This window comes from Streptococcus sp. FDAARGOS_522 (genome assembly GCF_003812445.1).
Classification (GTDB): Bacteria; Bacillota; Bacilli; order Lactobacillales; family Streptococcaceae; genus Streptococcus; species Streptococcus agalactiae.
Genome location: NZ_CP033808.1, coordinates 1,762,844 through 1,789,019, shown reverse-complemented (window position 1 = coordinate 1,789,019; position 26,176 = coordinate 1,762,844). Strand labels below are relative to the sequence as shown.

Genomic DNA, 26,176 nt, shown 5'->3' with positions numbered 1-26,176 from the left:
ATTTCACTCCATATAAAAAAGTTAGCACATCAGACTAACTTTTTTATCGGCTTATTTTTTTGTTAGAATCTCTAAAGTTTCAATTAAGTTATCAGCGTGAACCTCAATCGTATCACCACTTGCTTTAATTTTCACTTCAACGATACCTTCAGAAGCTTTCTTCCCAACAGTTACTCGAATTGGAAGTCCAATTAAGTCACTGTCTGAGAATTTAGAACCAACACGTTCATTACGATCATCTGTCAGGACTTCATAACCTTTAAGCATCAAATCAGCTTCAATTTTCTCAGTAAGGTCTTGTGACTCTTGATCTTTGACATTGACAGTAATCAAATGTACATCAAATGGGGCTAATTCTTCTGGGAAATTAATCCCCCAAGCAAAGCGATAAGCTCCTTTTGGTGTCTTATTCACAAAAAGTCGGGCATGTTGTTCAATGACAGCTGAGAGAATACGACTAACACCAATACCATAACACCCCATAACAATAGGATTTGAGCGGCCATTTTCATCAAGGATGTTCGCTCCCATACTATCTGAATAACGGGTACCTAGTTTAAAGATATGTCCAATTTCAATACCACGAGCAAATTTCAGAGTACCTTTACCGTCTGGAGAAATCTCCCCTTCTTTTACTTCACGAATATCAACGTATTCAGCTGTGAAATCACGTTCTGGATTAACTCCAGTAAAATGATAACCATCTTGGTTAGCACCAGACACAGCATTAGCAAGGTCTTGAACTTTACGATCAGCAATAATTTTAACAGACTCAGGTAGGTTAACTGGCCCAAGAGAACCAAAACCTGCACCAAAAATCTCTTTTGCTTGCTCTTCACTTGCAGGCTCTAAGAAATCAGCCGCTAAATAATTTTTTAACTTCACATCATTGACTTGATCGTTACCAACTAGTAAAGCAACCACGGGCTGTTCATCAGCAATAAACAATAGTGTCTTGATAGTTTGATTTTCATCAATTGATAAAAATCCAGCTACCTCATCAATTGATTTGCAGTTAGGAGTTTCTACTTTTGTTACTTCTTCAAAGGTATCAGCCTTAGTAGATGGTTTGTACTCATTTGTTGCCATCTCAAGGTTAGCAGCATAGCTTGATTCAGTGGAGTATGCAATAGTGTCCTCGCCAGAAACTAGCCAAGCCGAGAGTTCTGCTTTAATTTCTTCTAAAACATCCTCTGGAATATCATCAATAGAAGGAATAGTTTTATCAAGGACTAACCAACGATTTAAATCTGTACGATTGGGAGTTACTGCCATAAATTCTTGGCTATCTTTACCTCCCATAGCACCTCCGTCACCTATAATACCTTTAAAGTCAAGTCCAGCACGTGTGAAGATGGCTTCGTATGCTTTACGGTAATCTTCGTAAGTGACATCAAGGTCCTCATAATCTTTGTGGAAGCTGTATCCATCTTTCATGATAAATTCACGTGTTCGAAGAAGTCCATTACGAGGACGCTTCTCATCACGATATTTAGACTGAATTTGATAAAGGTTTAGTGGTAACTGCTTATAAGATTTTACTGCGTCACGAACAAGAGTTGTGAAAGTCTCTTCATGAGTTGGTCCTAAGATAAAATCCGATTGATCACGATTCTTTAATTTATAAAGGTCTTCACCATATGTTTCATAGCGCCCAGATTCACGCCATAAATCTGCTGTAAGAAGAGCTGGAGCTAACATTTCAACTGCACCAATCTTCTCAAATTCTTGACGCATAATTGTTTTAAATTTTTCAATAGTACGGTTAGCTAGAGGCAAATAAGCATAGATTCCAGCCGAAACTTGGCGGACATATCCTGCACGAACCATAAGAGCATGGCTGATAACCTGAGCATCACTTGGCATTTCGCGAAGTGTTGGAATAAGCATTTTACTTTGTTTCATTACAATAAGATACGACTAATCAAAGTTGATTCTTTTTCAATTGAGAATTGCAATTGAAAAATTCGTATTTCCTTTCACGTTTTATTATCTTTTAGAAGAAAGCTCGCATGATATCGTTCCAGGTTACAGCAATCATTAATACTAACATAACTGCTACCCCAGCGAGCGTAATATAAGTTTCTGTTTCTTGTTTAAGTGGTTTGCGACGAATGGCTTCTAAAATATTCATCACTATCTTACCCCCGTCAAGGGCTGGTATAGGGATGAGATTCATAATACCTAAGTTGATAGAGATTAATCCCATTAAGTTGAGAACTGTGACGAAACCATTTTTAGCAGCTTGGCTACTAGCCTGATAGAGAGCTACTGGACCTCCCAATTTATTAATACTAAAATGAGCAATAAGTTTCTTTAATTCATTTAAAATTCTAAAGAAACTTTCCCATGCTAGTTTAAATCCACCTAAAAGTTTGTCTTTAAAGCTTGTCTTTAGAGCTGGCATAATGCCGATGATGTAGGATTTATCAACTTTCTGTGGCTTAACGTTGATCGTTTTCACCACCTCTTTGCTCTTAATCTTAAGGGCAAGTTTTTGTTTTTTTTCTAAATGCCTAGTTGACTTTTCTACTGCTGCTGTCAACTGTTCCCAGTTAGAAACTTTGTGCGACCCTATTTGTAAAATACGATCATTATTTTTTAAACCTGCACTAGCAGCAGGACCATTTTCTGATACACGGACCTGATTGGTTGATAAATCTTGAACACCTCCTTGAATAAAAGCAAGTGCAATAAAGACTACAAGACCTAAAATAAAATTATTCATCGGACCTGCAAAATTGGTAATTAAGCGCCCCCATACAGAAGCATTCTGATACTGCACATCTAAGGGAGCAATACGAATTTCAGTACCATCCTCCTCAATGATAGTAGCATCGTGATCAACACTATAGGTTTTTGTCTCACTTAAGACCAATCCTGTGATAGTTAGTTTATCTTCTAGATCATAAGCTGTGACATTGATTGGTAAAGAAGTATTGTCTAATTGTTTTCCTGATAAATTAATACGAGTTACAATGCCTTCTTTATTTAAAGTAAGGCTAGCCGGCGTCCCTGTCTTAATTTCAGTCTTATCATCACCCCAACCAGCCATACGGACATAACCACCTAGCGGTAATATACGAATAGTATAGGTTGTTCCTTCTTTATCAATGTGAGAAAAGATTTTTGGACCCATACCAATAGCAAATTCACGAACAAGAATTCCTGATTTCTTTGCAAAATAGAAATGCCCAAATTCGTGAACAACTACAATGACACCAAAAATAATAATAAAGGTTAAAATTCCTAGCATTCAATTCCTCTCTAAATACAATATATTATTTTAGAATAAGCCAAAGAAGTGCATGATTGGGAAAACAAAAATCATACTATCAAAGCGATCCAAAATCCCCCCATGACCCGGAATCAATTTACCCGAATCTTTAACACCAAAATGACGTTTAATACTACTTTCAACTAAATCTCCAAATTGACCAAAAATGCTAAAGATAGCCACTAAAACTAACATGACTAGGAAGCTATGAGGCGCATAGACGGTCTTATCAAAAAGCATAAAAAAGAAAGCTACCACAATGGCTGAAGCAATCCCTCCTAGACTCCCTTCAATTGTTTTATTTGGAGACACTGAGGGTAGTAGTTTGCGTTGTCCAAATTGACGACCAATCATATAAGCACCGATATCAGTCGCCCAGACAATAAATAAAGCTAACAACACCTTATCTATTCCAGCCATACGAGCACTGACTAGATTTTGAAAGCCGATACCCACATAAAAACTAGACGCAATTGGAAAGGCAGCATCTTCAAAACTGTAAGAATTACTGTTCAAAACAGTACCTGCCAAAATCATAAAAATAACAATACCGTATGCTGATAAACTAGCGTCAACTGGTAAAAAGGACAAGTAACTATCTAAAGGAACTGTTAAAACAAAGGATCCTATCATAGCTAATGCACCTTCAAAGGAAAATATTTCTAAACGACGCATACGAAGTAATTCAGAAACACCAATCATAGCTAAAAGTCCAACTAAAAATTGGAAAGGTAAACCACCCATTACTAAAAAAGGGATAAATATGGCAAGCGCGACAGCTCCCCAAATAACACGTTCTTTCATTTTCTCTCTTCTTTCTATACACTACCAAATCGACGATGGCGTTGATTATAATCCACAATGGCCTTATGTAGTTCGTCTTTTTTAAAATCTGGCCATAAAACGGGAGTAAAGTAAAATTCACTATAAGCTGATTGCCAAGGTAAAAAGTTACTCAAGCGTAACTCTCCACTAGTTCGGATAATCAAATCAGGGTCTCTATAAAGATAGGGTAAGCTATTTGTCATTAAATGATTTGCTACTAAATCCTCTGTAATATCGTCAGGATTCAACTTAGCTTCCAAAACATCCTGAGCAATTTCCTTAATGGCATTAGTGATTTCTGAACGTCCGCCATAATTTAGCGCAAAATTCAAGACGAGCCCCGAATTATGTTTTGTCCTCAAACAAGCGCGTTGCATTGCATCGTATGTTGCCTTAGGTAATTTATGAGTATCTCCGATGACCTGTACACGTACATTATTTTTATCTAACTCTGGTACATATTTATCAAAAAATTCAACCGGAAGGTTCATAATAAACTTAACTTCATCATCTGGACGTGACCAATTTTCTGTAGAAAAGGCATAGACAGTTAGTACTTTAACACCTAATTCTGAAGCTGCTATTGTAACTTCTTGAAGAGCATCCATCCCCGCCTTATGTCCCATAACGCGTGGTTTTAAACGTTTTTTTGCCCAACGTCCGTTACCATCCATGATAATACCAATATGTGCTGGTATTTTCTCCAAAGGCATTTCTACTTGTTTTTTTCTTTTAAATATAAACATAATGTTCCTTAATTTAGCAATCGTTTTTCTTATCAGCTCTTTTAAAAGAGCTGGAAATATCCCATACTATAACATTTTACCACATTTTAACTTATTTTTGAGTATTAAAATGCCATTTGTGACAGCAAACTAAAAAGACCAGAACAATCATCTGGTCCTACATATCTTATTCAGTTTCGATGGCTGTTTCTTTATTTTCGTCTTCATTGACTTCAATAATCTTAACATCTTCAACTGGTTCTGTTGGTGTTGCTGCCTTAGAGACAACAGATTTGATAGCTGCCAACTCAAACGTCAAATAGACACCATCAACATCTAAAACCATTCGTTGTGCTTCAGTATTAACTTCATCAACTACTCCAAAAAGACCACCAATTGTGACAATTTCATCACCTTTTTGAACAGCATTCAATTGTTTTTGACGTTCTTGTGCTTGTTTCTTTTGCTGACGTTGCATGAAGAACATCATACCAACCATAACAACAAGCATAATAATAGGTAAGCTCATTTGATTCTCCTTTCCGTGTTCTACGTAATCATTACTATAGCAGATTTATGCTATATCTGCAAGGAGATACTGTCTCTTAGCCAATAAATTCACGGATTTCTTCTTTTGTCATTTTTGAATCGCACTTCACCTTGATAGTTCCGTTTTTAACAACCATCAAACCTGGCACTGTAGGAATGTCATATTTATTTCGAAATTCTTTATTTGCAGTCCAATGATCAAAATCTTCACTATCTAAATGGAATAATTCAAATTCATCTTCATCAGCTACTTCTACAATTTTAGGAACAAAGAGGTGACAAAATGGACAAGAAATACGACCAATGAACAGTACAAAATCTTGATTTGAATCAATTTTATCTTCAATTTCGGCAGCCGTTATCAAAGTCATGGTTGCCAAAAGTTCTTCAAAAGAATACATAGTTAACCAACTTTCTAAATCTTATATTTAAAGAATAACCTATGATGGCAAAACTTGCAAGGCAAGAGTAACAACGATTCTATCAAAATCATTAACTCACTTCTCGCTTCAAACTATCCTCAAAAATGCTCACTCATATTTAAATGACTCATCAAAAAAACTGAGCATAGCTCAGTTTTTATTTTACACCTTATTTTTGTACAGCATTACTGACGCTTTTAGCAACTACATCGGCCACATCATTTTGAAAAGCATTTGGAATGATGTGAGTTGTGCTTAATTCTTCCTCCGGTATTAAACTAGCTATGCCTCTCGCTGCTGCAATTTGCATTTCAACAGTTATCGTTTTTGCTCTAGCATCTAATGCTCCTCTGAAAATACCCGGAAATGCTAAAACATTATTAATTTGATTTGGAAAATCACTACGACCAGTTCCAACTATGTAAGCTCCGACTTTTAAGGCTTGATCTGGATAAATTTCTGGAATGGGATTCGCCATTGCAAATACAATAGGTTTATCAGCCATCTTGGAAATCCATTCTGCATGTAATGCTTCCGGAGCAGAAACACCTATAAAAACATCGGCATTCTCCAAAGCATCTTCTAAGGATCCAGATTGGAATTCTCTATTAGTCAATTTTGCAATCGCTTTGTGATGAGGGGCTAATGACTCCCGATCTTTATCGTTAATAATGCCAAATCGATCAACTACCGTTACATGTTTTGCTCCTGCTGATAGAAGCTTCCTTGTTATAGATAAGCCCGCTGAACCTCCACCATTAACAACTACTCTGATGTCTTCAATGTCTTTTTTAACTAGCTTCAAACTGTTAAACAAAGCCGCTAATACTACGATTGCTGTACCATGTTGGTCATCATGGAAAACTGGTATATCACATTCTTCAATTAGGCGTTGTTCAATTTCGAAACAACGTGGTGCTGAAATATCCTCTAAATTAATCCCTCCAAAAGTCGGCGAAATCGCTTTTACTATAGAAATAATTTCCTCTGTATCATTTGTTTTCAACACAATTGGCACAGCATCTACATTTGCAAAACGTTTAAAGAGTGCTGCTTTACCTTCCATGACTGGCATTGCTGCCTCAGGACCAATATCTCCTAATCCAAGAACAGCTGAACCATCACTCACTACGGCTACTGTATTTTTTTTAGTCGTCAACTCATATGCAAGCTCCACATCCTCTGCAATAGCCGATGATACTGACGCCACCCCTGGGGTATAGGCAATACTAAGCTCCCTCTTATCTTCCACCTTAACTTTTGAAATTACTTCTAATTTTCCACCATTTTCTCTAGCTTGGTTGATAGCTAATTGACCTAAATTTTCACTCATTTTGATAACTCCTTTTGATAAATATTAGAATAACATGCGTAAAATGGCTGTCATTGTGATAACAGTAATAGCTCCTCCTAAACGCGTAGCAACTTGAGCAAATGGCATCAAGTTCATTCGGTCTGCTGTACTTAAAATGGCAACATCTCCTGTTCCTCCCATACCACTTTGACAAGCTGAAATAATACCTGCTTCAACAGGATTCATATTAAGGAATCGCGATACAAAGAATCCAACAGAAATAACTGTAAATACAACACTAATAACAACTATGAAATATTGTATGCTAAGCGTTGCCACAACATCTTTTAACGGGATATAAAGCAATCCTAGCCCTGCCATTAGAGGAAATGTAAAATTACCAGAAATAAATTTATAAAGTTGCTTAGCTCCATTTTGTGTTTCTCTAGGAATAACATTGATATATTTCAAAATAGCTGCTGCAATAATCATTAATACAGGGCCAGGAAATCCAGTTAATTGCTGCAACAAATGTCCAAAAATAAAGAGACTACATGCTGTTAAAACACCTCCACCCATTTTCTTAACGTCAATTGGGCCAGAATGATCAGCAATAATATCTGACATGTCCTCTCCTTTATTTAACCTTACTAATTGCCCTTGACCAGACAAGTGTGGTTTCTTTTCTCCCAAACGATTCAATAGTGCAGTACATAAAATGGCAAAGAAATTACCAATAATAGTGGCTGGGATGAGTTGAGCAACTAGTTGTTCACTAGCTACACCGGTAATTGAACTATAGCCTAACGATAATGGTAAAATACCTTCACCAATACCACCAGCTAAAACGGGTGTTACGATATAAAACAAAGTGTGTCGCCACTCTAAGCCTAAAATAACACCGACAAATGTCCCTACCATCATCGCACAAACCATTCCTAATAACATGGGGAAAATCATTCTTAGCAATCCCTGAATCAACATTTTCCGATTCATCCCTAAAATACTACCGGACACTAAACAAGCAATATAAAAATAAAGAAAGTTAGCTTGCTTCATCAACATATTTGTTGATTCTAAAACATTTTTATTAATGAGGTTGAAAAACACCAAAATAGATGGTACTAATAAAGATAAAATAGCTGGGCCACCGAAGTTTTTAAAACCAGGGATGCTAGCTCCAATAGTACCTAAGAACCATCCCATTGTTAAGATGACTGCAAATCCTCCTAGCATATTGACTGGCAATTTTTGTAAAAAGCCTGCTAGAAGAATCAATAATGCTAAACAAACATATACTGGTAGGGGAACTGACCCTACCTTAATATGAAATAGTTTAGTCTTTAAGTCTTGCTTTTGACCTCTAGAATCCTCATTATTCACTACCTTCACGTCTGCCATGAAAGCACCTCCTTTTACTTCTTATGTACAGTTTACTTTGGGACTTAGTGATAAGGAAGTTTATTTAAGTAATTGAATTATTTCAACTTATTTAATTAATTTAAGCTGGATTCTAGTTTTTAGGCTATGTTATACTAAATTCGGAGGGTGATGATGAAAAAAAACTATCTCTTTGGGCATTTCTATCATTGATTTTAGTCACTATGACCATTTGTATATTTTCTATTTTTTATTATGTCACTATACATCAGTCCTATCGTATGGTAAGGGTACAGGAAGAAAAAATCTTAAAAAATACTGGTTATGCTTTATCGAGAAATCCACAAGTTATACAAACACTCAAAGATAATCACTATGATCAAAGTCTCCAAAAACAAATGCTATTCCTTAGCAAAAAATCAAATTTAGACTATATTGTCCTTATAAATTTAAAAGGGATCCGTTTTACCCACCCTGACTCCACTAAGATTGGTAAACCATTTCAAGGGGGTGATGAACAAGCTGTTTTTAAGGGAAAAGCTATTATGTCTACTGCAGAAGGTTCTTTAGGAAAATCTTTACGATACTTAATTCCAGTATATGATCACCAAAAACAGGTTGGGGCAATTGCAGTTGGCTTAAAATTAACGACACTTGGAGACTTATCTCAAAGCAGCATAAAAGAGTTTAGTAAGCCTCTCTTGATTAGTATTTTGATTAGCTTAGTCGTCACAAGTATAATTTCTTATGGCTTAAAAAAACAACTTCACAACCTCCATCCAAGTGATATTTTTCAACATTTAGAAGAGCGCAATGCAACACTGGACCAAATTCAAGCCGCTGTATTTGTTATTGACCAGAGGCATATCATCAAAAGAAATAATCCTGCAGCTAGTTTATTATTCAAAAAAGAGGGGCAACGAGACCTATTTTCAGGTAAATTATTAGAATCTTTAATTCCTCAACTCAAGCAGGATCATTTTCCAAAAAAAACTGAACAAGTATTACATTTTCAAGGACAAGACTATTTACTATCTATCTCGCCAATTACGGTTAAAACACAAAATAGAGGCTATGTTGTCTTCTTAAGGAATGTTACTGAAACACTTTTCACTTTGGATCAATTAGCACACACTACAGCTTATGCTTCTGCTCTACAGGCCCAAACACATCAATTTATGAATCAACTTCATGTTATTTATGGACTTGCAGACATCGAATACCACGACGAGTTGAAAATTTATTTAAAAGAATTATTGGAGCCACAAAATGAATTTTTAGCACGCTTATCAATGTTAGTTAGAGAGCCTCGACTGGCTAGTTTCATTATTGGCGAAAGAGAAAAATTCGCAGAAAAACACATCAATCTATCCACAGAAATTTTAGTAGACATCCCTACCAAGTCAACTGTTGAGGATGTTAATAACTATCTCTTGCTCCACAGATATATTAATACGAAGATACTCACGCTATTAAATTCAACGACTTTAGTTTCTTTACGTTTAAATTATCAAAATAACCTCATTGAAACAGATTATCAATGGGAGAATGAGAAGTGGTTACTCAATGACTACCATCAGTATTTCAACGACGCTTATTTTCAACAGTTACTTGTAGATTCAAGAGCTACTTATAAGATCTCTTTAAAACAAGATAAGGTTATTATAAGAACAAATATTATCTACTCAGAAGGGTCTTAGTATGGACGTATTAATTATCGAAGATGATCCTATGGTGGAATTTATCCACCGCAATTACCTTGAAAAACTCAATTATTTTCAAAACATCTATTCAACTGCTAGTCAAACACAAGCTATTGCTTATCTTAATGACATTAAAATCCAACTTGTTCTTTTAGATATTCATATTAAAGAAGGCAATGGTCTAGAATTATTAAAGTTATTACGCAATCAACACCAAAATACCGAAGTCATTGTTATTTCAGCAGCCAACGAGGCGCACACTGTCAAAGAAGCATTTCATTTAGGTATTGTAGATTACCTGATAAAACCATTTACATTTGAACGTTTTGAGTCTAGTATTGAAAAATTCCTAAATCATTATCATACATTTGAAGCTGATAAAATCTACCAAGACAACATCGATCACTTTCAAAAAATAGATTCTGGATGGCTAGAGGGAGAGGTTAAACTTGATGAGAAAGGGCTCTCTGAAATTACCTATCAGCATATTCTTGATGCCATTCAAGAGTTAGAGCAGCCTTTCACTATCCAAGAGTTAGCAAAATGCAGTCAATTTTCTCATGTCTCTGTTAGGAAATATATTGCCTATATGGAAGAAAAAGGCCTTCTGACAAGTCAGCAAATTTATACTAAGGTCGGTCGTCCTTACAAAGTTTATAAGCTTATAAAAAAAACTTAGGCCTGTAGACCTAAGTTTTTTTAATCTTCGTAGCCATTTGGATGACTAGAGTGCCATGCCCATGCCGATGAAATAATTTTATCAATATTATCAAATTTAGGCTCCCACCCAAGGATTTGACGAGCTTTCTCTGAGGAAGCAATAAGCGTATCTGGATCTCCTGGACGACGAGCTGCCTTTTGAGCAGGAATTTCTTTCCCAGTAATACGACGAGCTGCCTCTAACATCTGAAGGTTAGAAAAACCTGTCGAAGATCCGAGATTAAACACGTTTGATTCATTCCCTTGGCGAAGGTAATCAACTGCTAATATATGAGCATCTGCCAAATCAAATGGATGCACATAATCTCGAACATTAGTTCCATCTGGAGTATTGTAATCATCTCCAAAAATCATTATTTTGTCACGTACTCCTTGAGCAACTTGAAGAATGATTGGTAACAAATGTGTTTCTGGTTTATGATCTTCCCCAATTGAGCCATCCGGTTTATCTCCAGCAACGTTGAAGTAACGTAGAGCGACAAACTTAATACCGTAGGCTTGATCAGCCCATTTCATAATTGTTTCCATCATAAGCTTACTTTCGCCATAAGGATTAATAGGATTTTGAGGAGCTGTTTCTAAAATAGGAACTTGTTCTGGAATACCATATGTTGCAGCTGTTGATGAAAAGACAATATTTTTGATATCACATTCATTCATTACTTCTAAAAGTTTTATCATTCCAGCAGTGTTATTATCAAAATATTTTAAAGGATTTTCCATTGATTCAGCAACTAGTGAAAATGCCGCAAAATGGATAACTGCATCTACATCAGGATTTTCCCTAAAAACTTGACGCATAAACGTTTTATCGGATAAATCTCCTTCATAAAAAATCGCATCTGAATGCACCGCTTGACGATGACCTGTTACCAAGTTATCAACAACAATAACTTTCTCTTTTCCTTGTGTGATTAACTGATCAACCATATGCGAGCCAATGTAGCCGGCGCCACCTAAAATCAGAACTGCCATATTTTTCTCCTATTTCAATACTCTTTTAACATCATTTGTTACCTCATTATACTGAGAATAAGCTTTTTTTGCAAATATCTACCGAAATTAGAATAGCTCTATGCAGAAGGCATCCCACGGCTTAAGAGTGTTATTTGATAGTACTTCTTGAACCTCTGTATTTGAAATAATAGTTTCTTTAACAGCTTCTGGAAATTCAAAAGATTGGTTTTTATCGGATAAGTTCGCAACTATTAAATAACGTTCTTTATCTGTTTGACGAACATAAGCAAATACCTTATCTGCTGTTTCCAAAAGTTTAAAATCAGCATCAACTAACCAGTCGTGTTCTTTACGTAAAGCAACTAATTTTTGATAAGTATAAAAAATACTTTCCGTATCATTTAGCGCTGCCTCCACATTAATTTCCTGATAATTGGGATTGACTGCTAGCCATGGGGTACCTTTAGTAAAACCAGCTTGATGTTCTTGACTCCACTGCATTGGAGTACGAGCATTATCACGACCGACTTTACGAATACTATCTAAAATTGTTGCTTCAGATACCCCATTATCCATGGCTTCTTTAGCATAGTTAAGGGATTCAATATCATCTACATCTGCTAAACACTCAAATGGATAATTGGTCATACCAATTTCTTCACCTTGATAGATGTAAGGCGTTCCACGCATCAAATGTAGTAGGATTGCTAGAGCCTTGGCAGATTGTTTTCTGTTATCACTATCATTTCCCCAAATCGAGAGCACCCGAGGAAGGTCGTGATTATTCCAGAATAAAGAATTCCAACCTTGGCCAAGCTCCAATTGTGTTTGCCATTTTGTAAAAATATCTTTCAATGCTGGAACATCTAATCCGTCACTGTAATCCCACTTAGGAGCGTCAGGTTTATGTTGAAGACCTACATGTTCAAATTGAAAGACCATAGATAATTCTTCATTATCGGGATTTGAGTATTGTTTTGCAATGTCTGGCGTTGCTCCCCAAGTTTCACCCACCGTCAATAAGTCATGCTTTCCAAAACTAGCTCTGTTCATTTCTTTAAGATAATCATGGAGTTTTGGTCCATTACCAGTAATGCCCTTATCTGGAATTTTCCCAATTAAATCAATGACATCCATACGGAAACCACCAATACCCTTATCAATCCAGAAATTCATCATATCATAAATTTTATGACGTAAAGCTTCATTCTCCCAGTTGAGATCTGGCTGACGTTTGCTAAAAAGGTGCAAATAATATTGACCTGATGCTTTATCATATTCCCAAGCTGAGCCACTAAAAATAGAAGTCAAATCGTTAGGTTCATCTCGCCAAAGATAAAAATCACGTTCAGGACTATTAGGGTTTTCTCGCGCTTCTACGAACCAAGCATGTTCATCAGAGGTATGATTCACTACCAAATCCATGATGATTTTAATCCCGCGTTGATTTGCCTCTTGTAACAGTTGGTCCATATCATTCATGTCACCGAAAATATCTGCAATGGCTTGATAATCTGAAATATCATAACCATTGTCATCCATTGGACTTTGATAAACAGGTGATAACCAGATAGCAGTAATCCCTAATTTTTCAAGGTAGTCTAGTTTGCTAGTAATCCCTTTAATGTCCCCCACACCATCACCATCTGAATCCATAAATGAACGTGGGTAAATTTGATAAATCGTAGCTTTATGCCACCAGTGTTTCTTCATTATTCTTCTCCTATCAATAATTCATTCATCTTTTATTTTAACGTTTTTCCTCTTTCAGTGCAAGCGTTTGCGCAAATAACATTATAAAAAGGCTGGAACCCAACCTTTTTATGAATATCGCTTATACCTTAACGAATAGCTTGTTCAGTATCTGCATCAAAGAAATGCCCCTTAGCAACATTAAACGTTAGGTTAACTTTTTCTCCTGGATTATGGAAGTCACGCGCTTCAACACGAGAAGCAAATTCTGTTTGACCTAACTTAACATAAAGCATAGTTTCGCTACCGAGTAATTCAGAAACTAAAACTTCTGCTTCAACATTGGCATTTGGATAAGTATCTTGGACAAGAAGATTGCTTGAAATGTCTTCTGGACGAATACCAAAAATCAATTCTTTTCCTTTATAGCCTCGTGATTCTAAAAGTTTTTCTTGACCTTCAGGGATAGCGATTCGAAGACCATCTTCACTAATAATCATACCATTTTCAACTTTAACTTTGAAGAAGTTCATAGATGGGCTACCAATGAATCCCGCAACAAATTTATTGGCAGGAAGATTATAGAGTTCTTGTGGTGAACCAACTTGCTCAATTTTACCAATTGTACCATCACCATCAGGGTTCTTAGTAGCTGACATAATGACAATACGGTCTGCCAAAGTCATCGCCTCTGTTTGGTCGTGGGTAACATAAATAGTTGTTGAACCAATACGTTGATGAATTTTTGCAATTTCAGCACGCATTGAAACACGTAATTTAGCATCTAAGTTAGATAAAGGCTCATCCATTAAGAACACTTTGGCATCACGCACAATAGCACGTCCCATAGCAACACGTTGGCGTTGTCCACCTGACAAATCCGCAGGTTTGCGCTCTAAGAATTCAGTAAGGCCAATATTAGCTGCTGCTTCACGAACGCGCTTATCAATTTCTTGTTTTGAGAATTTACGCAATTTGAGCCCAAAAGCCATATTATCGTAAACAGTCATATGTGGATAAAGAGCATAGTTTGGGAAAACCATAGCAATATCACGATCTTTAGGTGATTTGTCATTGACAACTTCGCCATCAATCTTGAGCTCACCTTCACTAATATCTTCAAGACCTGCGATCATACGAAGTGTTGTTGATTTCCCACAACCTGATGGTCCAACAAAAACAATAAATTCTTTGTCTTTAATATCCAAGTCAAAGTCTTCAACAGAATAATGCGATGCACTTGGATATTTTTTGTAAATATGATTTAAATTTAATTCTACCATTAGATTGACCTCTTTTATTATTGTGATTTTATTATAACAAAGAAAGGGTTTTCATATAATGGTAACCTTGCCTAAATTTCTTGTGCAAACTAACTAAATTTTAGGTATCCATCGAAATTAAATAGGCATAGGCTAAATCATCTAATATTTTTAAATTAAGTCCCGAAGATTGGGTAAATTTATCTAATTTATATTGCAATGAATTCCGATGAATGAAAAGTGCCTTAGCCGTTTTAGCAAGATTCCCTTGCTCTTGCCACAAGGCTTTTATTATAGCCGAAGTATCACTCGTATCAAGGATATGTTGTAAACATTTTGCTTTAATAGAAGGCATGGGCGATTGATTTGCCAAAGCCCATAAAGCCATCTTTGGAAATCGACAGTAATGTTGTTCGGCCTTGTGACTAAGAAAAAGCGTAAAAAGTTTATATTCTTCTTCATATAATTCTTTCCAGTCCACTGCTTGTAGATGCGTCCAACTATTCCCAAAATAGCACCTTAAACGCGTGTTAAAGTCATTTTCAATCGTTGGTAAAATATCTGTTAGTAATTCCGTAGCATTAAAGAAATTATCCTGATTTAAAATCATGACACTTTGGGTTTGATTAATTGTCATAATTATTTCTACGTTTATTACTAAAGGCGACAAGAAATCCTTAAGTTCTTCTGATAAGGTAAATTGATGCTCAATAAAAATAAATTGGACTGCCGAATGAGATTGGGGCAACCTTCCACGACCTTCAACTAGATAGCGGTACCAAGGATTCTGAGAATCCACTGAACTCGCATCTTCCAGGCTTGGTGTCATTTGTAATAAGCATAGTTCACGCTTAGTTAGCGAAGATTTTGGAAAGTGGAGGACATGACCATCTTGCTCAACGATGATATAATCCTCACTCTGTTTAACTTCCTGTTTAGTAATAACTTCTGGAAACAGTTCCTTAAAATCCATGGCATCCTCCACTACAGTTTTGTTCATTATATCATATTTATAACCTCTTTTTGAGCACAGAAAAAGAGGAGAATGTCTCCTCAGAAAATTTCTGTTATAAAATAGTGATCCGAATAGAATGCTGTTTCGACTGCTTTGGATTAAGCCGTACGATATTTTGTTTATCTTCTAAAATATCAGACTCTTCAATAGAAGTTGACAAAGAACTCCAGGGTTCCAAAGCCAAAAAAGGACCACCATTGTTACTTGTCCAAAGAATAAGATTCTCAAAATCATCAAAGTCAAGTTGGATTCCTTTTGCATGATTTCTAGATTTTAAGTAAACCGTCTTAGATCGTAGTTGGTCTAAAGTAATAGCATCTTTTTCAAATAAAGCATGATTAAGAGATAATTGTTTTTGATTTTCTAAAAAAGGATGTCTAGCTTGTAAATCTAACAAGCCTGTATCCGGAAACGACTCAGGAATTGTGCAAGTTTCAAACTGTTCAAACTCTAGATAGTAATCACTAAATACTTCCTTTTCAAACAAAGGGCAATTAAAGCCTGGGTGAGCTCCGATAGCATATGGCATATTTTTTTCTGATTCTAAGTTTTTGACAATATATGTAATGTCAATGCTTTTATTTCTTAAGGTGTAAGTTATTTCTAAACTAAAACGATAAGGATAATTTATCAACGTTTCTTCACTACTTTTAATTGTAAAACGAACAGAAGAATCCGATATGTAATCATAGTCGAATGTTTTGTGACGTACAAAGCCATGCCTTGGTATGATACCCGTAAAATGTGGAGCTTGAGCTGGTCTGTAAATGACGCAATCATTTCGAACACTTCCGCATATAGGAAATAAAATAGGAGCTTGCCCACCCCAATAAGTGGGGTCCCCTTGCCAAAGGTACTCAACGCCTTGACTATCTGTAATAGAAGTCATTGTTGCACCTAACGCTTTTAATGTCACTTGCAACTCATGATTTTGTATCGTAATAGCCATTATTTTTCCTTTCATAAAGAGCAATAATTGCTTTACCAGCTTTTCCCTAGCAATTATCTTTCCTTCCAAGAAGTTGCTGTTTTTTGCAAAATTTTATTTAGTTCATCAATATTTTGAAAACCTATTGTACGTAACCATTGACGTGCACCAGCTTCTCCTTTTTCAACATACTCTTTAACACTTCCAGCCCAAGTTGCTCTACCACAAAGGACACCGTTAAATTTAGCACCAGCTTCTTTAGCAAACACAAGAGTCTCTTGAAAAAGCTGAGCAGGAACTCCTGCACTCAAAAAAATGTAGGGGAGTAGTGTCGCCTGATCTTGTTCTCTAAAATAAGCCGCAGCTGTCGCTTTATTATAAGCAGTCTCTCCTTGCGCAAAACCTTCTACATAGTCCATATTGACAGGCACTTCCACCTTCAAGACATCAATATTAAATCGAGGATTTGAAAAAACTTTCATAGCTTCAATAACCTTACGTGGCTTAATTTTAGCATACTCAATACCTGAGCTATCCGCAATCTTTTCATCATATGACAAAATTTCAAGGAAAAAAGGAATATCTTCTGCAACACATTCAGAACCAATCCGTTCAATATAAGCTTCTTTTTCTTCGTTTACTTCATCCGAACTATCAACATCATAATAAAGTAAGAACTTAACTGCGTCTGCTCCCTCTTCTTTAATGCGTTTCGCAGACCAAATGTCTAAACAGTCTGGGAGTCGTTTGGTACTACTGGTATCATAACCCGTTTTTTCATACGCAAGTAAAAGACCGGCATTGTCATCTAAAACTTTCGTAGCTGGCAACCCATATTCTGGATCTAACAACATTGATGAAGCGTAAGGGGTTAATTCTTCAGCTACCAAAACTTTAAGTGCTTCTATTTGAGAAACAGTGGGCTCCTCAGATTGATATTTTGCCATTAATCGCTTCAATGCTCCACGTTGGTCAAAAGCCAGGGCCGAAATAATACCATTTTTATCACTCAATTGTTCCATATGTTTTGGTTTTTGTTCTGTTAATCCCATCCTATACCTCTTTCACTTGGATTTGACTGATTAATTCTTGATAGTAGGTCAGATTGATATGCCCTGTTAATGTTTCTTGTGCATTAAGCATACCCAAGACATTAGCTCTCTTAAGCAAATTTATATCATCTAGTTGATGTTCTAAAGCAGACGCGATTCCTGCAACCGTTGCATCCCCTGAACCAACTGGATTAATAACTTCTATTTTTGGAATCGTCACTTGATAGTAGTGATTCCCATGTTTAGCAAAAGCTCCCCTAGCACCTAAAGAAACAATAACCCAATCAATTCCTCTAAAAATATCTTGCTGTAAGGTAGATTTTAGTTCGTCTAAACTATAGCTAATCGGCTTTCCAATTAATTGTGTTAATTCTTCAAGGTTAGGTTTAATGACGGTCGGCTTAGCACTAGATTTTAAAACCGAACGCAATGCTTCTCCTGAACAGTCTAAAACAACTTTCTTATTAAAGTGATTCGCTAGGGAGATTAACCTAGCATAATAATCTGAGGGGAGTCCCTTTGGTAAACTTCCTGATACTGTTATGATAGTTGCAGCATCAAAGATAAGTTTTAGATGATTCAAAAAGGCGTCTGCTTCATCTTTAGTAATATGTGGACCTTTTTCTAGAATTTCAGTCTGCTGACCCTCATGTAAAACTGCAATACAATGACGTGTTTCTCCACCAATACTTAAAAATTGGTGTCTGATTTCCAATGTATCTAAGCCACTTCGGATGAAATCTCCAAAATGCCCCCCTAATAGACCAGTTGCCACTACATTATCGCCAAGTTGAGAAAGAACACGAGTCACATTTAACCCCTTACCCCCAGGTGTTTTGGAGACGTCGGTAACTCGATTTACAGTATCCATGTTAAAGTTTTCTAAGCAGTACGAAATATCAATAGAAGGGTTCAAAGTTACTGTTAAAATCATAGATATCTCCTTAGTCGTGATATTCACCACGATTCCATTTATCTAAGAACTCTGTGAAAAAGTCATTCTCTTCTTGATGGGCATTATGAGTCTCAACCTCGGCTATCTTTTCAATTAATACTTTGTTTTCTTTTGTTGGTTTATATTTAGCTCTTATAAATGCCTCGATGATATCTGTCATTAACAGCCCACCAGTAATTTTCCCACCAAATCCGATAACGTTAGCATTTAATTCTTCTTTAGCATAGATAGCTGATGTCAAATCACGTACCAGAGCTGAGCGAATTCCTGGAACTTTATTAACAGCATTATTAATACCAACTCCAGTTCCACAAATACATACACCTAAGTCGGCTTTTCCACTAGCGACAGCTTCTCCTACTTTCTTACCATAAATAGGATAGTGAGTACGGATATTATCATAAGTTCCACAATCAATAACCTCATACCCTTTTGTTTTTAAATAATCCACAACTGCAATTTTGTCATAAGTTACAATATGATCACAACCGACCGCAATTTTCATCTGCTTTACCTCTCTTACGCTTAGCACATTTTATTCAACATATCGACCCGAATTTGATGACGACCTGCATCGTAAGTCCCATCAACAAAACCCTCTACTATATGTTTAGCAACTCCTGGACCAACAATCTCTGAACCTAAAGTAATCATCCTAGCGTTATTATGAGCTCTAGTCATATAAGCTGAGCGTTCATCTGAAACTTCTGCTGCAATCATCCCCTTAACCTTAGTGGCTACCATAAAAGGACCAACACCGTAAGCATCAACCATTATTCCTAAGTTATCTTCTTTTTGATTCACTTTAGCAACGATTGCTAAGGTATTATCAACGAAATCTTTGCTAGTATCCGTTAAATCAATAATTTCCTTACCTAAACTTGTAAGGTGTTGTCTAATCACTTCCTTAAGTTCAACACCATGCGCATCCGCCCCAATAATAATTGTCATTTCTTTCTCCTTATTTCACTTTTAATACAATTGTACGTAGTTGGAAGATATTGTTTGTTTTTGTTTGTAATATCATCATATCTCTTATTTTTGTTTTTGTCAATGTTTTGTTTTGTTTTTGTTCGAAATAAACAAAAAAACTCCGTGATAACTATGTCAACTAGAATTCACTACTAGCTAGCTATCACGAAGTTTGATACTTCTCATTATTTTTATTTGTAGGAACGGTTATTCCGCACGCCATAATCATAAATAAAATTTAAACAAAACATGCCAATTTGCTGCCATTTTCTCCCATAAAGTGCCTTGCTTCTCTGTATTTTGACTAAGAAAACTCCAATTAAAAACTTTGTAATTTAAAGTAAAACTATTTTGATGTTTTTCTCTATGTTCATAAAGGACACCAAATTGATCATTATTAAGTTGTTGAACAGAGTTGTAAGCAAACGAACCATCTTGAATGTGATGGTGATATAACCACTTAAAACTACCATTTCGATTAACTTGCGCTAGACGTGCATATCCATCTTGACGCTTCTTACCTGGCCCATTAGCATTCACTAATAAAATATACTCTTTTTTGTCATGCTCAAAGCGAATAGCTGATAGTTGGACGTAAGCATCATGAACTTCCTTATATCGTTTAACATGGTTTTGCCAAGTCTCCCCGCCGTCTTTACTTGTGGCTACTTCTAGGTTACCAGTTAGATTCCTCATAAATAACTTAATGTCCCCATTTTTCAATTGAACAGGTACGGATTCTGTATTTTGTTCTTTTTTATTATCCATTGTTAATGAGTGAATTTTTTCACCATTAGAAAGTACACGGTTATCATTGACTGCTTTTCCAGTATGCCACGTTTTTCCATGGTCGTCTGAATAAATTAGGCGTGAAGATTGTGAACCTCTTAGATGAGATTTCCAATTCGTAGAATAGGCAGGAATAATAATACGACCAGCGTGTGGCCCCCATTTTAAAACTATACCTTTTCCAGGTCCTATTCCCAAAAATTTCATGCCTCTCCGACGAAGACTTGCTGTTATATCTCTAGGTGATGACCATGTCCTACCATCATCATCGCTATATGACATCCACACATAGCTTGATTTTGCTAAACGAAATGGTGACGTTTTATGTTTTGTAAAATATATATTTCCAAGTAGCTGTTTTCCCTTATAAATATCCCCTAGATTTGAATGGTCACTTTTAGTAGTTTCTGTTATAACATGATAATCAGTCTTTTTCCCTTTAAAATTATATACAATACCTTTGTCACGGATAGTAAAAACCTTCGATTTCTTTTCATTATTATATAAATTAAGATAAGACTGTCCTCCGATTTGGGTATATTCTTTTTCAGGTGTGTTAGCAATACTAATAACGCCTCTTCCTTCTGGAAACATATCATATATTGAAAAAATACGTTTCGTCTTAGAGCTAGTATCTTGAACTAATGCCATATCCATATTAATAGGTGAGCCACTATAGTCACCACTAGTAACTAGCGGAACTCTAGGGTTATTACGGAGATTGACAATAGTTTCTCTTTTTCCCCAAGTGACACCATCATCCTCACTACGGCGAATAACCATTCCTATGTTTCCCCAATCACAAGCTTGCTCAATTCTTTCATCAGCTCCTGCAAGTAAAGTTCCTTTTTCGGTTTTCAATAATGAGGGGATACGGTAACCAAACACATTATCTTTATTTTTTCTCCCAAAATCTCCTCCCCTATATACTTCTGTTTTAGCAGAAAGTATAGCACCTTTAGGTAATTTGAGCTGATGGTTTAGATGACAATAATATTGAAAATAAGATTTTATATCTTCAAAATTCAAATTATCAACACAGCAAACAAGGCAGTGTGCCTTAGCTTTTAATTTTTGCCATAAATTACCACTATATTTTATTTCTTTCTCTACTTTCTCTTTGCCAATAGCAAGCATCCCCTCTATAACAGACGATAACTTTCCATCCTTTTGAGAGAATGTTTTAGTAAGATGGTGTTCCTGTATCGCATTCTTTTTAAAGCCCAACGATATCTGACTAGCAATGTCCGTATTACCTATGACATTACTTGTCGATAAATCTCCCTTAGGAATGATATCCAAAGACCTCAACTTATCCCTTTCAAAACCTCTATCCTCTCTCGCTGTCTTTCTAAATTCATCGCTATTAAGTAATGCAACCGAAGAACCCTTTGATTCTATCAGGAATCTCTGTTGTTCTGCAATGGAATGACTGCTTTCGGGTATAATATAGGTAGTTCTATTATTAGGTTGAGTTGCATTTAGTTCTGCTAAATTTGCCTGTTTACGATTTTCTTCTGTCGCTATTTCCGATTTTAGAGGAGGTGACAATTTTTCTTGACTGTCAGAATCACCTAAGACTACTACCATATCTTTATCTTTTTGATCATCTACTATTAAACCGTCCGATGTATCAGAATCTAATTCTAACTGCCTCTCCTCTATTGAATTAGTAAGCTTATCTAAAGTAGAGTCAAATATGGGAGCAGTAGTTTTTTCATCATCTATTGATATAAAAGAGTTTATATCAGATTTTATTTCCTCACTATAAATTGTACTAGGATGCAAAAGTCCACATAATAAGATAAAACCTAGCATCATATATATACTAGTTATCACTCCTAGACGGCGTATCGTTATAGAAGGTTTCCCAAAGGTTAATGTCATAGAAACTCCAAGTCTTAAAATATTGGTTGCATACATCAACTCTAGAAAAATGGGAGTTCAGTAATGTTTCCAAAAAGGATTGTATACCAACTTATCGCTATTTTCAATATATTTTTATAATTTTACTAGTTTTTTATTATTAAAATGAGCGAAAATTAATTATATATATTATTTTTAAAACATTTAATATATCAAAAACCTAGGAGAATGTGATATTTCCTAGGTTTTTGTTTATTCTATTTATTTTTGATTAGCTGCATATTCTGCATTACGGCGTTTCATTTGTTTAGCATACCACATAAACAAACCAAGATAAGCTGTCGCAAAAATAATTAATGTTATAATCGCTGATAATTGACCTGTTGTCGCTTTACCAATAACGTAACCAAAGATTTTCTCCATAGGGCCTTCTAGTGTAGAGTGAGTGATAAGTGAACCTGCTCGCGCCCCAGCTGGGAATGCGCCCACCTTTTTAGCTAATTCAGTTGCAAATGGGGCAATCATTGTTCCTGATAAAAGAAATAGCGGTAATAGCAATGTTCCAAAGGTAATCATACGAATTAAACGGCCACGTGTAACAACCAGTAAAGCAGGGGTTACGCCCATTGCGATAATACCAGCAAGCGGTAGAATACCATTACCAACTTTAGAGAGTAAAATAGCTTCTACTAGCATAATCGGTGCAAGAATGTTAGCACATGCCCAAATCTCTGCACGTCCGGCAATAAATGGCCAGTCCAAACCAATATTGAAACGACGACCATGCATTTTACCATTAGCAAAATTAGTAATTCCTTGAGAAAGTGGTTCTACTGCAGCAATGAACCAAGAACCAATCAAAGAGAACAACTCTAAACAAGCACCTGCTGTAAAACCGAGAGAGAACCAGCCACCTAATGCTGCAAATGAGAACACGGGGTTGCCCATAATCCCTATGACAAGTCCTAAAATCATACCAATAAAGAACTTAGATCCCCAGAATCCAATGGCTTTATTTAATTTAGCCGCGTCAAAGTCATATTTATCTAGCCCTGGAAAAACTTTATCAAAAAGCTTATCCAAAACCATAATAATGGGGTTCATCATATAATTCATATGCGTTGAAGTCATGGGAGAAGTTGGACCTGTCCCCAATAAATCATCAAAGGTAGGTTTCATCAAATCAGAATTGATAATTTTTAGAACACCAACAAAGATAATAGCTACAGTTGCAATAATGACAGATAAAAGTGTTGGTAGATTATTTTTTTTAGCATACCACATAATTAAAAGACCTGTGATAGATAAATGCCAAATATCAAAAATATCAACATCTAAGGTATCCGTTTTTTTCATAACAATCATAACAATATTGACAATAAGCATGATTAATAAGAAGTAAAGCGTATATGGTGATCCCCATGTAATAGTTGCTAATGGAGCCCAACCAACGTCAATAATGCTTAGATTGATTCCTGTATTTTTAACAAAAGCTTGAAGTGATTCGGAAAAAGCACCAGTTAAAATACCAATAATAGCACCAATACCCGTAAGAGCAATAGCTAACTTAATACCACCTTCAAGTGCTTTAGAAAACTTCACTCCAAATATCATGGCTAAACCTGTCATGACAATTAGCATCACAACTCCCGAACCCATATGAATAACTGGATCAAAGAATTTATTGACAATATTTAAAAATACCTGCATGTTCCTTCTCCTTTAAGACTAATTCCAATTTTAAATATGTTATGATAGGTTGTGTTCTTTGATAACTTGTTCTAAAGCAGTAAAGACCGGTTCGCTCATAACTGGTATGCGATAAAGAATAGGTCCTGCTTCTACAACTGGAATTGGTACATTAAAACCTAAATCAGTTTTAGCAATAGGAGTAAAGATATCATATTTGTTGACCATTTCCTCAGTGATATCCTTAACCATAACAGCATCACAATGTACATTGTAACCTCTATCTCCTAATTGTGTCTCGATAGCATCTTTAATTTGATGACTTGAGTTTACGCCTGCACCACAAGCTGCTAATATTTTGATCATGTTAAAACACTCCTTTTTCTATTAAATAATGATTAATTTTTTCCTTATTGTCGCCAAGCTCATGTAGCCGATCTAGATTTCCTTTTGTAATAAAGAAGGTAATCAAATTAGATAAAATATCACTTTGGTTACTATTCCTACTATTAATGATGAAGAAAAAATCCTGAACCCTACACTCCTCTTCTGGATTAATCATATGTTTGAAAGTAATTGGCTGACTATTTTTGACATAAAAGATTCTATCTACTAGACAATACTGCGTTTCAGTGTGTGGAATAGCAGCATATTGAATAGGAGTCCCATCTTTTAAATCAATTTTTAACCCCGTCGGAAACTCTCTCTCCCTTTCTTTTACTGCCTGTCGGTAGTCAGGACTAACATAGTGTTGTTTTATCAATGCTTTTGATACTAAGTCAAATAATTCTTCCTGAGAATGAGCATCAATAAATAAAATATCTTGAGTCACAGCAAACACCTTTCTTCTTAGTTAAGCGGTTACATTTTGTTGTAAGGCAAATAAGCCTTATCAACTTATCTACATCAATATTATACAAAACAAAATAAAACATTACAAGACATTTTTTATTTATTTTTGTTTATTATTGTTTATTTTTTCAAAATTATTATTATTTTAGCTCTATTTATGGTATGATATATATAACGAAGAGGTAGGAGAGGTCATTATGTTAAAGCGAGAAAGATTACAAAAAATAATAGAAAAAGTCAATATAAATGGTATTGTCACTGTTAATGAAATCATGGAAGAACTTGATGTATCAGACATGACTGTTAGGCGTGACTTGGATGAATTAGATAAAGCAGGACTGTTAATACGCATCCATGGTGGTGCACAAAAAGTAAACGCATCACCAATTCCACAAAATTATGAAAAATCAAACACTGAAAAATACGATATTCAAACAAATGAAAAATTAGAAATTGCCCAATTTGCAAAACAATTCATCAATGATGGTGAAACAATCTTTATTGGGCCTGGAACAACCTTAGAGAAATTAGCCACGCAATTACTTGATTTTAAAATTAGGGTAGTAACCAATAGCCTTCCTGTTTTCAATATTCTGAATCAAAGTTCAACACTTGACCTTATCCTTGTAGGAGGAGAGTACAGAGAAATTACTGGTGCTTTTGTCGGTTCTGTTACTATTAACTCTATTAAATCACTCAATTTTTCAAAAGCTTTCGTTAGTAGTAATGGTGTTTTTGAAAAGTCTATCGCTACTTACGACGAGGGGGAAGGTGAAATCCAGCGCATTGCTCTTAATAATTCCTTTGAAAAATTCCTTTTAGTTGATAGCCAAAAATTTGGTAAATATGATTTTTATACTTTTTATCAATTAGACGATATTGATTTTGTATTAACAGATCATAATATTGATAATGTTGTTAAGGAGCAATACAGTAGCTTCACCAAAATTTTAACTAATAACAATTACATGTAATAAAACAAGTGAGCCACTACTAGAAACCTGTTATACAGCTTTTAGTAGTGGCTCTTTATTTAGTGATTATAACTTTAGTCGTTTTATAAAAGTCAAAACAAGAAAACTTCCTCAAACAAAAATACATTAACTCTCTTTTTAAGCGTAAAACAATGGTTGTTCAAAAGAAGAATTAGATATATCATTAAAATCTTCGCACGCTAGAAATCATAACTAAAAAACAAACAAGTACGGTGACTTGTTTGTTTTTAGTTGTCAGCTAAGTTTACTCAACTCTT

The 26,176-nt window shown here is 35.5% G+C and carries 24 protein-coding genes; 3 read left to right on the top strand and 21 right to left on the bottom strand.

All coding sequences use genetic code 11. From position 1 onward, the window contains the following. Positions 1–51: 51 nt before the first annotated feature. From EGX70_RS09375 to EGX70_RS09335, 8 genes are all read right to left on the bottom strand, one after another. Entirely contained in the window at positions 52–1,905 is a 1,854-nt protein-coding gene (locus tag EGX70_RS09375) for a proline--tRNA ligase (protein WP_029140674.1), read from the bottom strand. 91 nt (positions 1,906–1,996) lie between these two features. Further along, complete coding sequence (rseP, locus tag EGX70_RS09370) at positions 1,997–3,256, bottom strand: RIP metalloprotease RseP (RefSeq protein WP_000900650.1); 1,260 nt, start codon at positions 3,254–3,256, stop codon at positions 1,997–1,999. A 30-nt stretch (positions 3,257–3,286) separates the two neighbouring features. Continuing rightward, positions 3,287–4,081, bottom strand: a complete 795-nt coding sequence (locus tag EGX70_RS09365) for a phosphatidate cytidylyltransferase (protein ID WP_000664688.1) — start codon at positions 4,079–4,081, stop codon at positions 3,287–3,289. 14 nt (positions 4,082–4,095) lie between these two features. Continuing rightward, a complete protein-coding gene (locus tag EGX70_RS09360) occupies positions 4,096–4,848 on the bottom strand; it encodes an isoprenyl transferase (protein ID WP_000469560.1) in 753 nt (250 codons plus the stop codon). Between the two features lie 166 nt (positions 4,849–5,014). Then, on the bottom strand, positions 5,015–5,356 hold the full coding sequence (yajC, locus tag EGX70_RS09355; RefSeq protein ID WP_000056607.1) for a preprotein translocase subunit YajC: 342 nt from the start codon (positions 5,354–5,356) through the stop codon (positions 5,015–5,017). A 76-nt stretch (positions 5,357–5,432) separates the two neighbouring features. Then, positions 5,433–5,777 (bottom strand): thioredoxin domain-containing protein, encoded by a 345-nt coding sequence (locus EGX70_RS09350; RefSeq protein WP_000286792.1) that lies wholly within the window; start codon positions 5,775–5,777, stop codon positions 5,433–5,435. 190 nt (positions 5,778–5,967) lie between these two features. Beyond that, positions 5,968–7,131: an NADP-dependent malic enzyme gene (locus EGX70_RS09340; protein WP_001293705.1), complete on the bottom strand. Its 1,164-nt coding sequence runs from the start codon at positions 7,129–7,131 to the stop codon at positions 5,968–5,970. 24 nt (positions 7,132–7,155) lie between these two features. Beyond that, positions 7,156–8,475 carry a 2-hydroxycarboxylate transporter family protein gene (locus EGX70_RS09335; RefSeq protein ID WP_306806734.1) on the bottom strand — a complete coding sequence of 440 codons (1,320 nt, stop codon included), beginning with the start codon at positions 8,473–8,475 and terminating at the stop codon, positions 7,156–7,158. A 221-nt stretch (positions 8,476–8,696) separates the two neighbouring features. Between EGX70_RS09335 and EGX70_RS09330 the strand changes: the two genes are divergently transcribed. Both EGX70_RS09330 and EGX70_RS09325 read left to right on the top strand, forming a co-directional pair. Beyond that, a complete protein-coding gene (locus EGX70_RS09330) occupies positions 8,697–10,172 on the top strand; it encodes a cache domain-containing protein (protein ID WP_123948099.1) in 1,476 nt (491 codons plus the stop codon). Position 10,173: 1 nt separating this feature from the next. Then, positions 10,174–10,854: a response regulator gene (locus EGX70_RS09325; RefSeq protein ID WP_000382776.1), complete on the top strand. Its 681-nt coding sequence runs from the start codon at positions 10,174–10,176 to the stop codon at positions 10,852–10,854. Positions 10,855–10,874: 20 nt separating this feature from the next. On the opposite strand, the gene galE is transcribed toward EGX70_RS09325, so the two are convergent. The 13 genes from galE to EGX70_RS09260 form a co-directional block, all read right to left on the bottom strand. Beyond that, a complete protein-coding gene (gene galE, locus EGX70_RS09320) occupies positions 10,875–11,870 on the bottom strand; it encodes a UDP-glucose 4-epimerase GalE (protein ID WP_000279626.1) in 996 nt (331 codons plus the stop codon). A gap of 87 nt (positions 11,871–11,957) precedes the next feature. Then, the gene (locus EGX70_RS09315; protein WP_000716724.1) at positions 11,958–13,565 is read right to left on the bottom strand and encodes an alpha-glucosidase; all 1,608 of its coding nucleotides are present in this window, start codon (positions 13,563–13,565) and stop codon (positions 11,958–11,960) included. A 128-nt stretch (positions 13,566–13,693) separates the two neighbouring features. Next, positions 13,694–14,827 carry an ABC transporter ATP-binding protein gene (locus tag EGX70_RS09310; RefSeq protein WP_123948097.1) on the bottom strand — a complete coding sequence of 378 codons (1,134 nt, stop codon included), beginning with the start codon at positions 14,825–14,827 and terminating at the stop codon, positions 13,694–13,696. A 100-nt stretch (positions 14,828–14,927) separates the two neighbouring features. Continuing rightward, positions 14,928–15,779, bottom strand: a complete 852-nt coding sequence (locus tag EGX70_RS09305) for a helix-turn-helix domain-containing protein (protein WP_000345941.1) — start codon at positions 15,777–15,779, stop codon at positions 14,928–14,930. Between the two features lie 94 nt (positions 15,780–15,873). Beyond that, entirely contained in the window at positions 15,874–16,770 is an 897-nt protein-coding gene (locus EGX70_RS09300; RefSeq protein ID WP_001018634.1) for an aldose 1-epimerase family protein, read from the bottom strand. 53 nt (positions 16,771–16,823) lie between these two features. Next, complete coding sequence (gene lacD / locus EGX70_RS09295) at positions 16,824–17,801, bottom strand: tagatose-bisphosphate aldolase (protein WP_123948095.1); 978 nt, start codon at positions 17,799–17,801, stop codon at positions 16,824–16,826. A gap of 1 nt (position 17,802) precedes the next feature. After that, positions 17,803–18,735 (bottom strand): tagatose-6-phosphate kinase, encoded by a 933-nt coding sequence (locus EGX70_RS09290; RefSeq protein ID WP_000604244.1) that lies wholly within the window; start codon positions 18,733–18,735, stop codon positions 17,803–17,805. A 10-nt stretch (positions 18,736–18,745) separates the two neighbouring features. After that, a complete protein-coding gene (gene lacB, locus EGX70_RS09285) occupies positions 18,746–19,261 on the bottom strand; it encodes a galactose-6-phosphate isomerase subunit LacB (RefSeq protein WP_000686152.1) in 516 nt (171 codons plus the stop codon). A 20-nt stretch (positions 19,262–19,281) separates the two neighbouring features. Next, positions 19,282–19,707, bottom strand: a complete 426-nt coding sequence (gene lacA, locus EGX70_RS09280; protein WP_000152527.1) for a galactose-6-phosphate isomerase subunit LacA — start codon at positions 19,705–19,707, stop codon at positions 19,282–19,284. A gap of 246 nt (positions 19,708–19,953) precedes the next feature. Beyond that, the gene (locus tag EGX70_RS09275; RefSeq protein ID WP_000176328.1) at positions 19,954–22,404 is read right to left on the bottom strand and encodes an exo-alpha-sialidase; all 2,451 of its coding nucleotides are present in this window, start codon (positions 22,402–22,404) and stop codon (positions 19,954–19,956) included. A 240-nt stretch (positions 22,405–22,644) separates the two neighbouring features. Next, on the bottom strand, positions 22,645–24,093 hold the full coding sequence (locus EGX70_RS09270; protein WP_001195839.1) for a PTS galactitol transporter subunit IIC: 1,449 nt from the start codon (positions 24,091–24,093) through the stop codon (positions 22,645–22,647). Between the two features lie 39 nt (positions 24,094–24,132). After that, positions 24,133–24,438, bottom strand: a complete 306-nt coding sequence (locus tag EGX70_RS09265) for a PTS sugar transporter subunit IIB (RefSeq protein ID WP_000590543.1) — start codon at positions 24,436–24,438, stop codon at positions 24,133–24,135. 1 nt (position 24,439) lies between these two features. Further along, entirely contained in the window at positions 24,440–24,913 is a 474-nt protein-coding gene (locus EGX70_RS09260) for a PTS sugar transporter subunit IIA (RefSeq protein WP_000458428.1), read from the bottom strand. Between the two features lie 208 nt (positions 24,914–25,121). Between EGX70_RS09260 and EGX70_RS09255 the strand changes: the two genes are divergently transcribed. Continuing rightward, positions 25,122–25,898 carry a DeoR/GlpR family DNA-binding transcription regulator gene (locus EGX70_RS09255; protein WP_000919190.1) on the top strand — a complete coding sequence of 259 codons (777 nt, stop codon included), beginning with the start codon at positions 25,122–25,124 and terminating at the stop codon, positions 25,896–25,898. Positions 25,899–26,176 lie beyond the last annotated feature (278 nt).

Excerpts from the sequence above, each read along its gene's own strand:
- EGX70_RS09375 (WP_029140674.1), bottom strand. The coding sequence starts at position 1,905 with ATGAAACAAAGTAAAATGCTTATTCCAACACTTCGCGAAATGCCAAGT.
- rseP (WP_000900650.1), bottom strand. The coding sequence starts at position 3,256 with ATGCTAGGAATTTTAACCTTTATTATTATTTTTGGTGTCATTGTAGTT.
- EGX70_RS09365 (WP_000664688.1), bottom strand. The coding sequence starts at position 4,081 with ATGAAAGAACGTGTTATTTGGGGAGCTGTCGCGCTTGCCATATTTATC.
- EGX70_RS09360 (WP_000469560.1), bottom strand. The coding sequence starts at position 4,848 with ATGTTTATATTTAAAAGAAAAAAACAAGTAGAAATGCCTTTGGAGAAA.
- yajC (WP_000056607.1), bottom strand. The coding sequence starts at position 5,356 with ATGAGCTTACCTATTATTATGCTTGTTGTTATGGTTGGTATGATGTTC.
- EGX70_RS09350 (WP_000286792.1), bottom strand. The coding sequence starts at position 5,777 with ATGTATTCTTTTGAAGAACTTTTGGCAACCATGACTTTGATAACGGCT.
- EGX70_RS09340 (WP_001293705.1), bottom strand. The coding sequence starts at position 7,131 with ATGAGTGAAAATTTAGGTCAATTAGCTATCAACCAAGCTAGAGAAAAT.
- EGX70_RS09330 (WP_123948099.1), top strand. The coding sequence starts at position 8,697 with ATGACCATTTGTATATTTTCTATTTTTTATTATGTCACTATACATCAG.
- EGX70_RS09325 (WP_000382776.1), top strand. The coding sequence starts at position 10,174 with ATGGACGTATTAATTATCGAAGATGATCCTATGGTGGAATTTATCCAC.
- galE (WP_000279626.1), bottom strand. The coding sequence starts at position 11,870 with ATGGCAGTTCTGATTTTAGGTGGCGCCGGCTACATTGGCTCGCATATG.
- EGX70_RS09315 (WP_000716724.1), bottom strand. The coding sequence starts at position 13,565 with ATGAAGAAACACTGGTGGCATAAAGCTACGATTTATCAAATTTACCCA.
- EGX70_RS09310 (WP_123948097.1), bottom strand. The coding sequence starts at position 14,827 with ATGGTAGAATTAAATTTAAATCATATTTACAAAAAATATCCAAGTGCA.
- EGX70_RS09305 (WP_000345941.1), bottom strand. The coding sequence starts at position 15,779 with ATGGATTTTAAGGAACTGTTTCCAGAAGTTATTACTAAACAGGAAGTT.
- EGX70_RS09300 (WP_001018634.1), bottom strand. The coding sequence starts at position 16,770 with ATGGCTATTACGATACAAAATCATGAGTTGCAAGTGACATTAAAAGCG.
- lacD (WP_123948095.1), bottom strand. The coding sequence starts at position 17,801 with ATGGGATTAACAGAACAAAAACCAAAACATATGGAACAATTGAGTGAT.
- EGX70_RS09290 (WP_000604244.1), bottom strand. The coding sequence starts at position 18,735 with ATGATTTTAACAGTAACTTTGAACCCTTCTATTGATATTTCGTACTGC.
- lacB (WP_000686152.1), bottom strand. The coding sequence starts at position 19,261 with ATGAAAATTGCGGTCGGTTGTGATCATATTGTAACTTATGACAAAATT.
- lacA (WP_000152527.1), bottom strand. The coding sequence starts at position 19,707 with ATGACAATTATTATTGGGGCGGATGCGCATGGTGTTGAACTTAAGGAA.
- EGX70_RS09275 (WP_000176328.1), bottom strand. The coding sequence starts at position 22,404 with ATGACATTAACCTTTGGGAAACCTTCTATAACGATACGCCGTCTAGGA.
- EGX70_RS09270 (WP_001195839.1), bottom strand. The coding sequence starts at position 24,093 with ATGCAGGTATTTTTAAATATTGTCAATAAATTCTTTGATCCAGTTATT.
- EGX70_RS09265 (WP_000590543.1), bottom strand. The coding sequence starts at position 24,438 with ATGATCAAAATATTAGCAGCTTGTGGTGCAGGCGTAAACTCAAGTCAT.
- EGX70_RS09255 (WP_000919190.1), top strand. The coding sequence starts at position 25,122 with ATGTTAAAGCGAGAAAGATTACAAAAAATAATAGAAAAAGTCAATATA.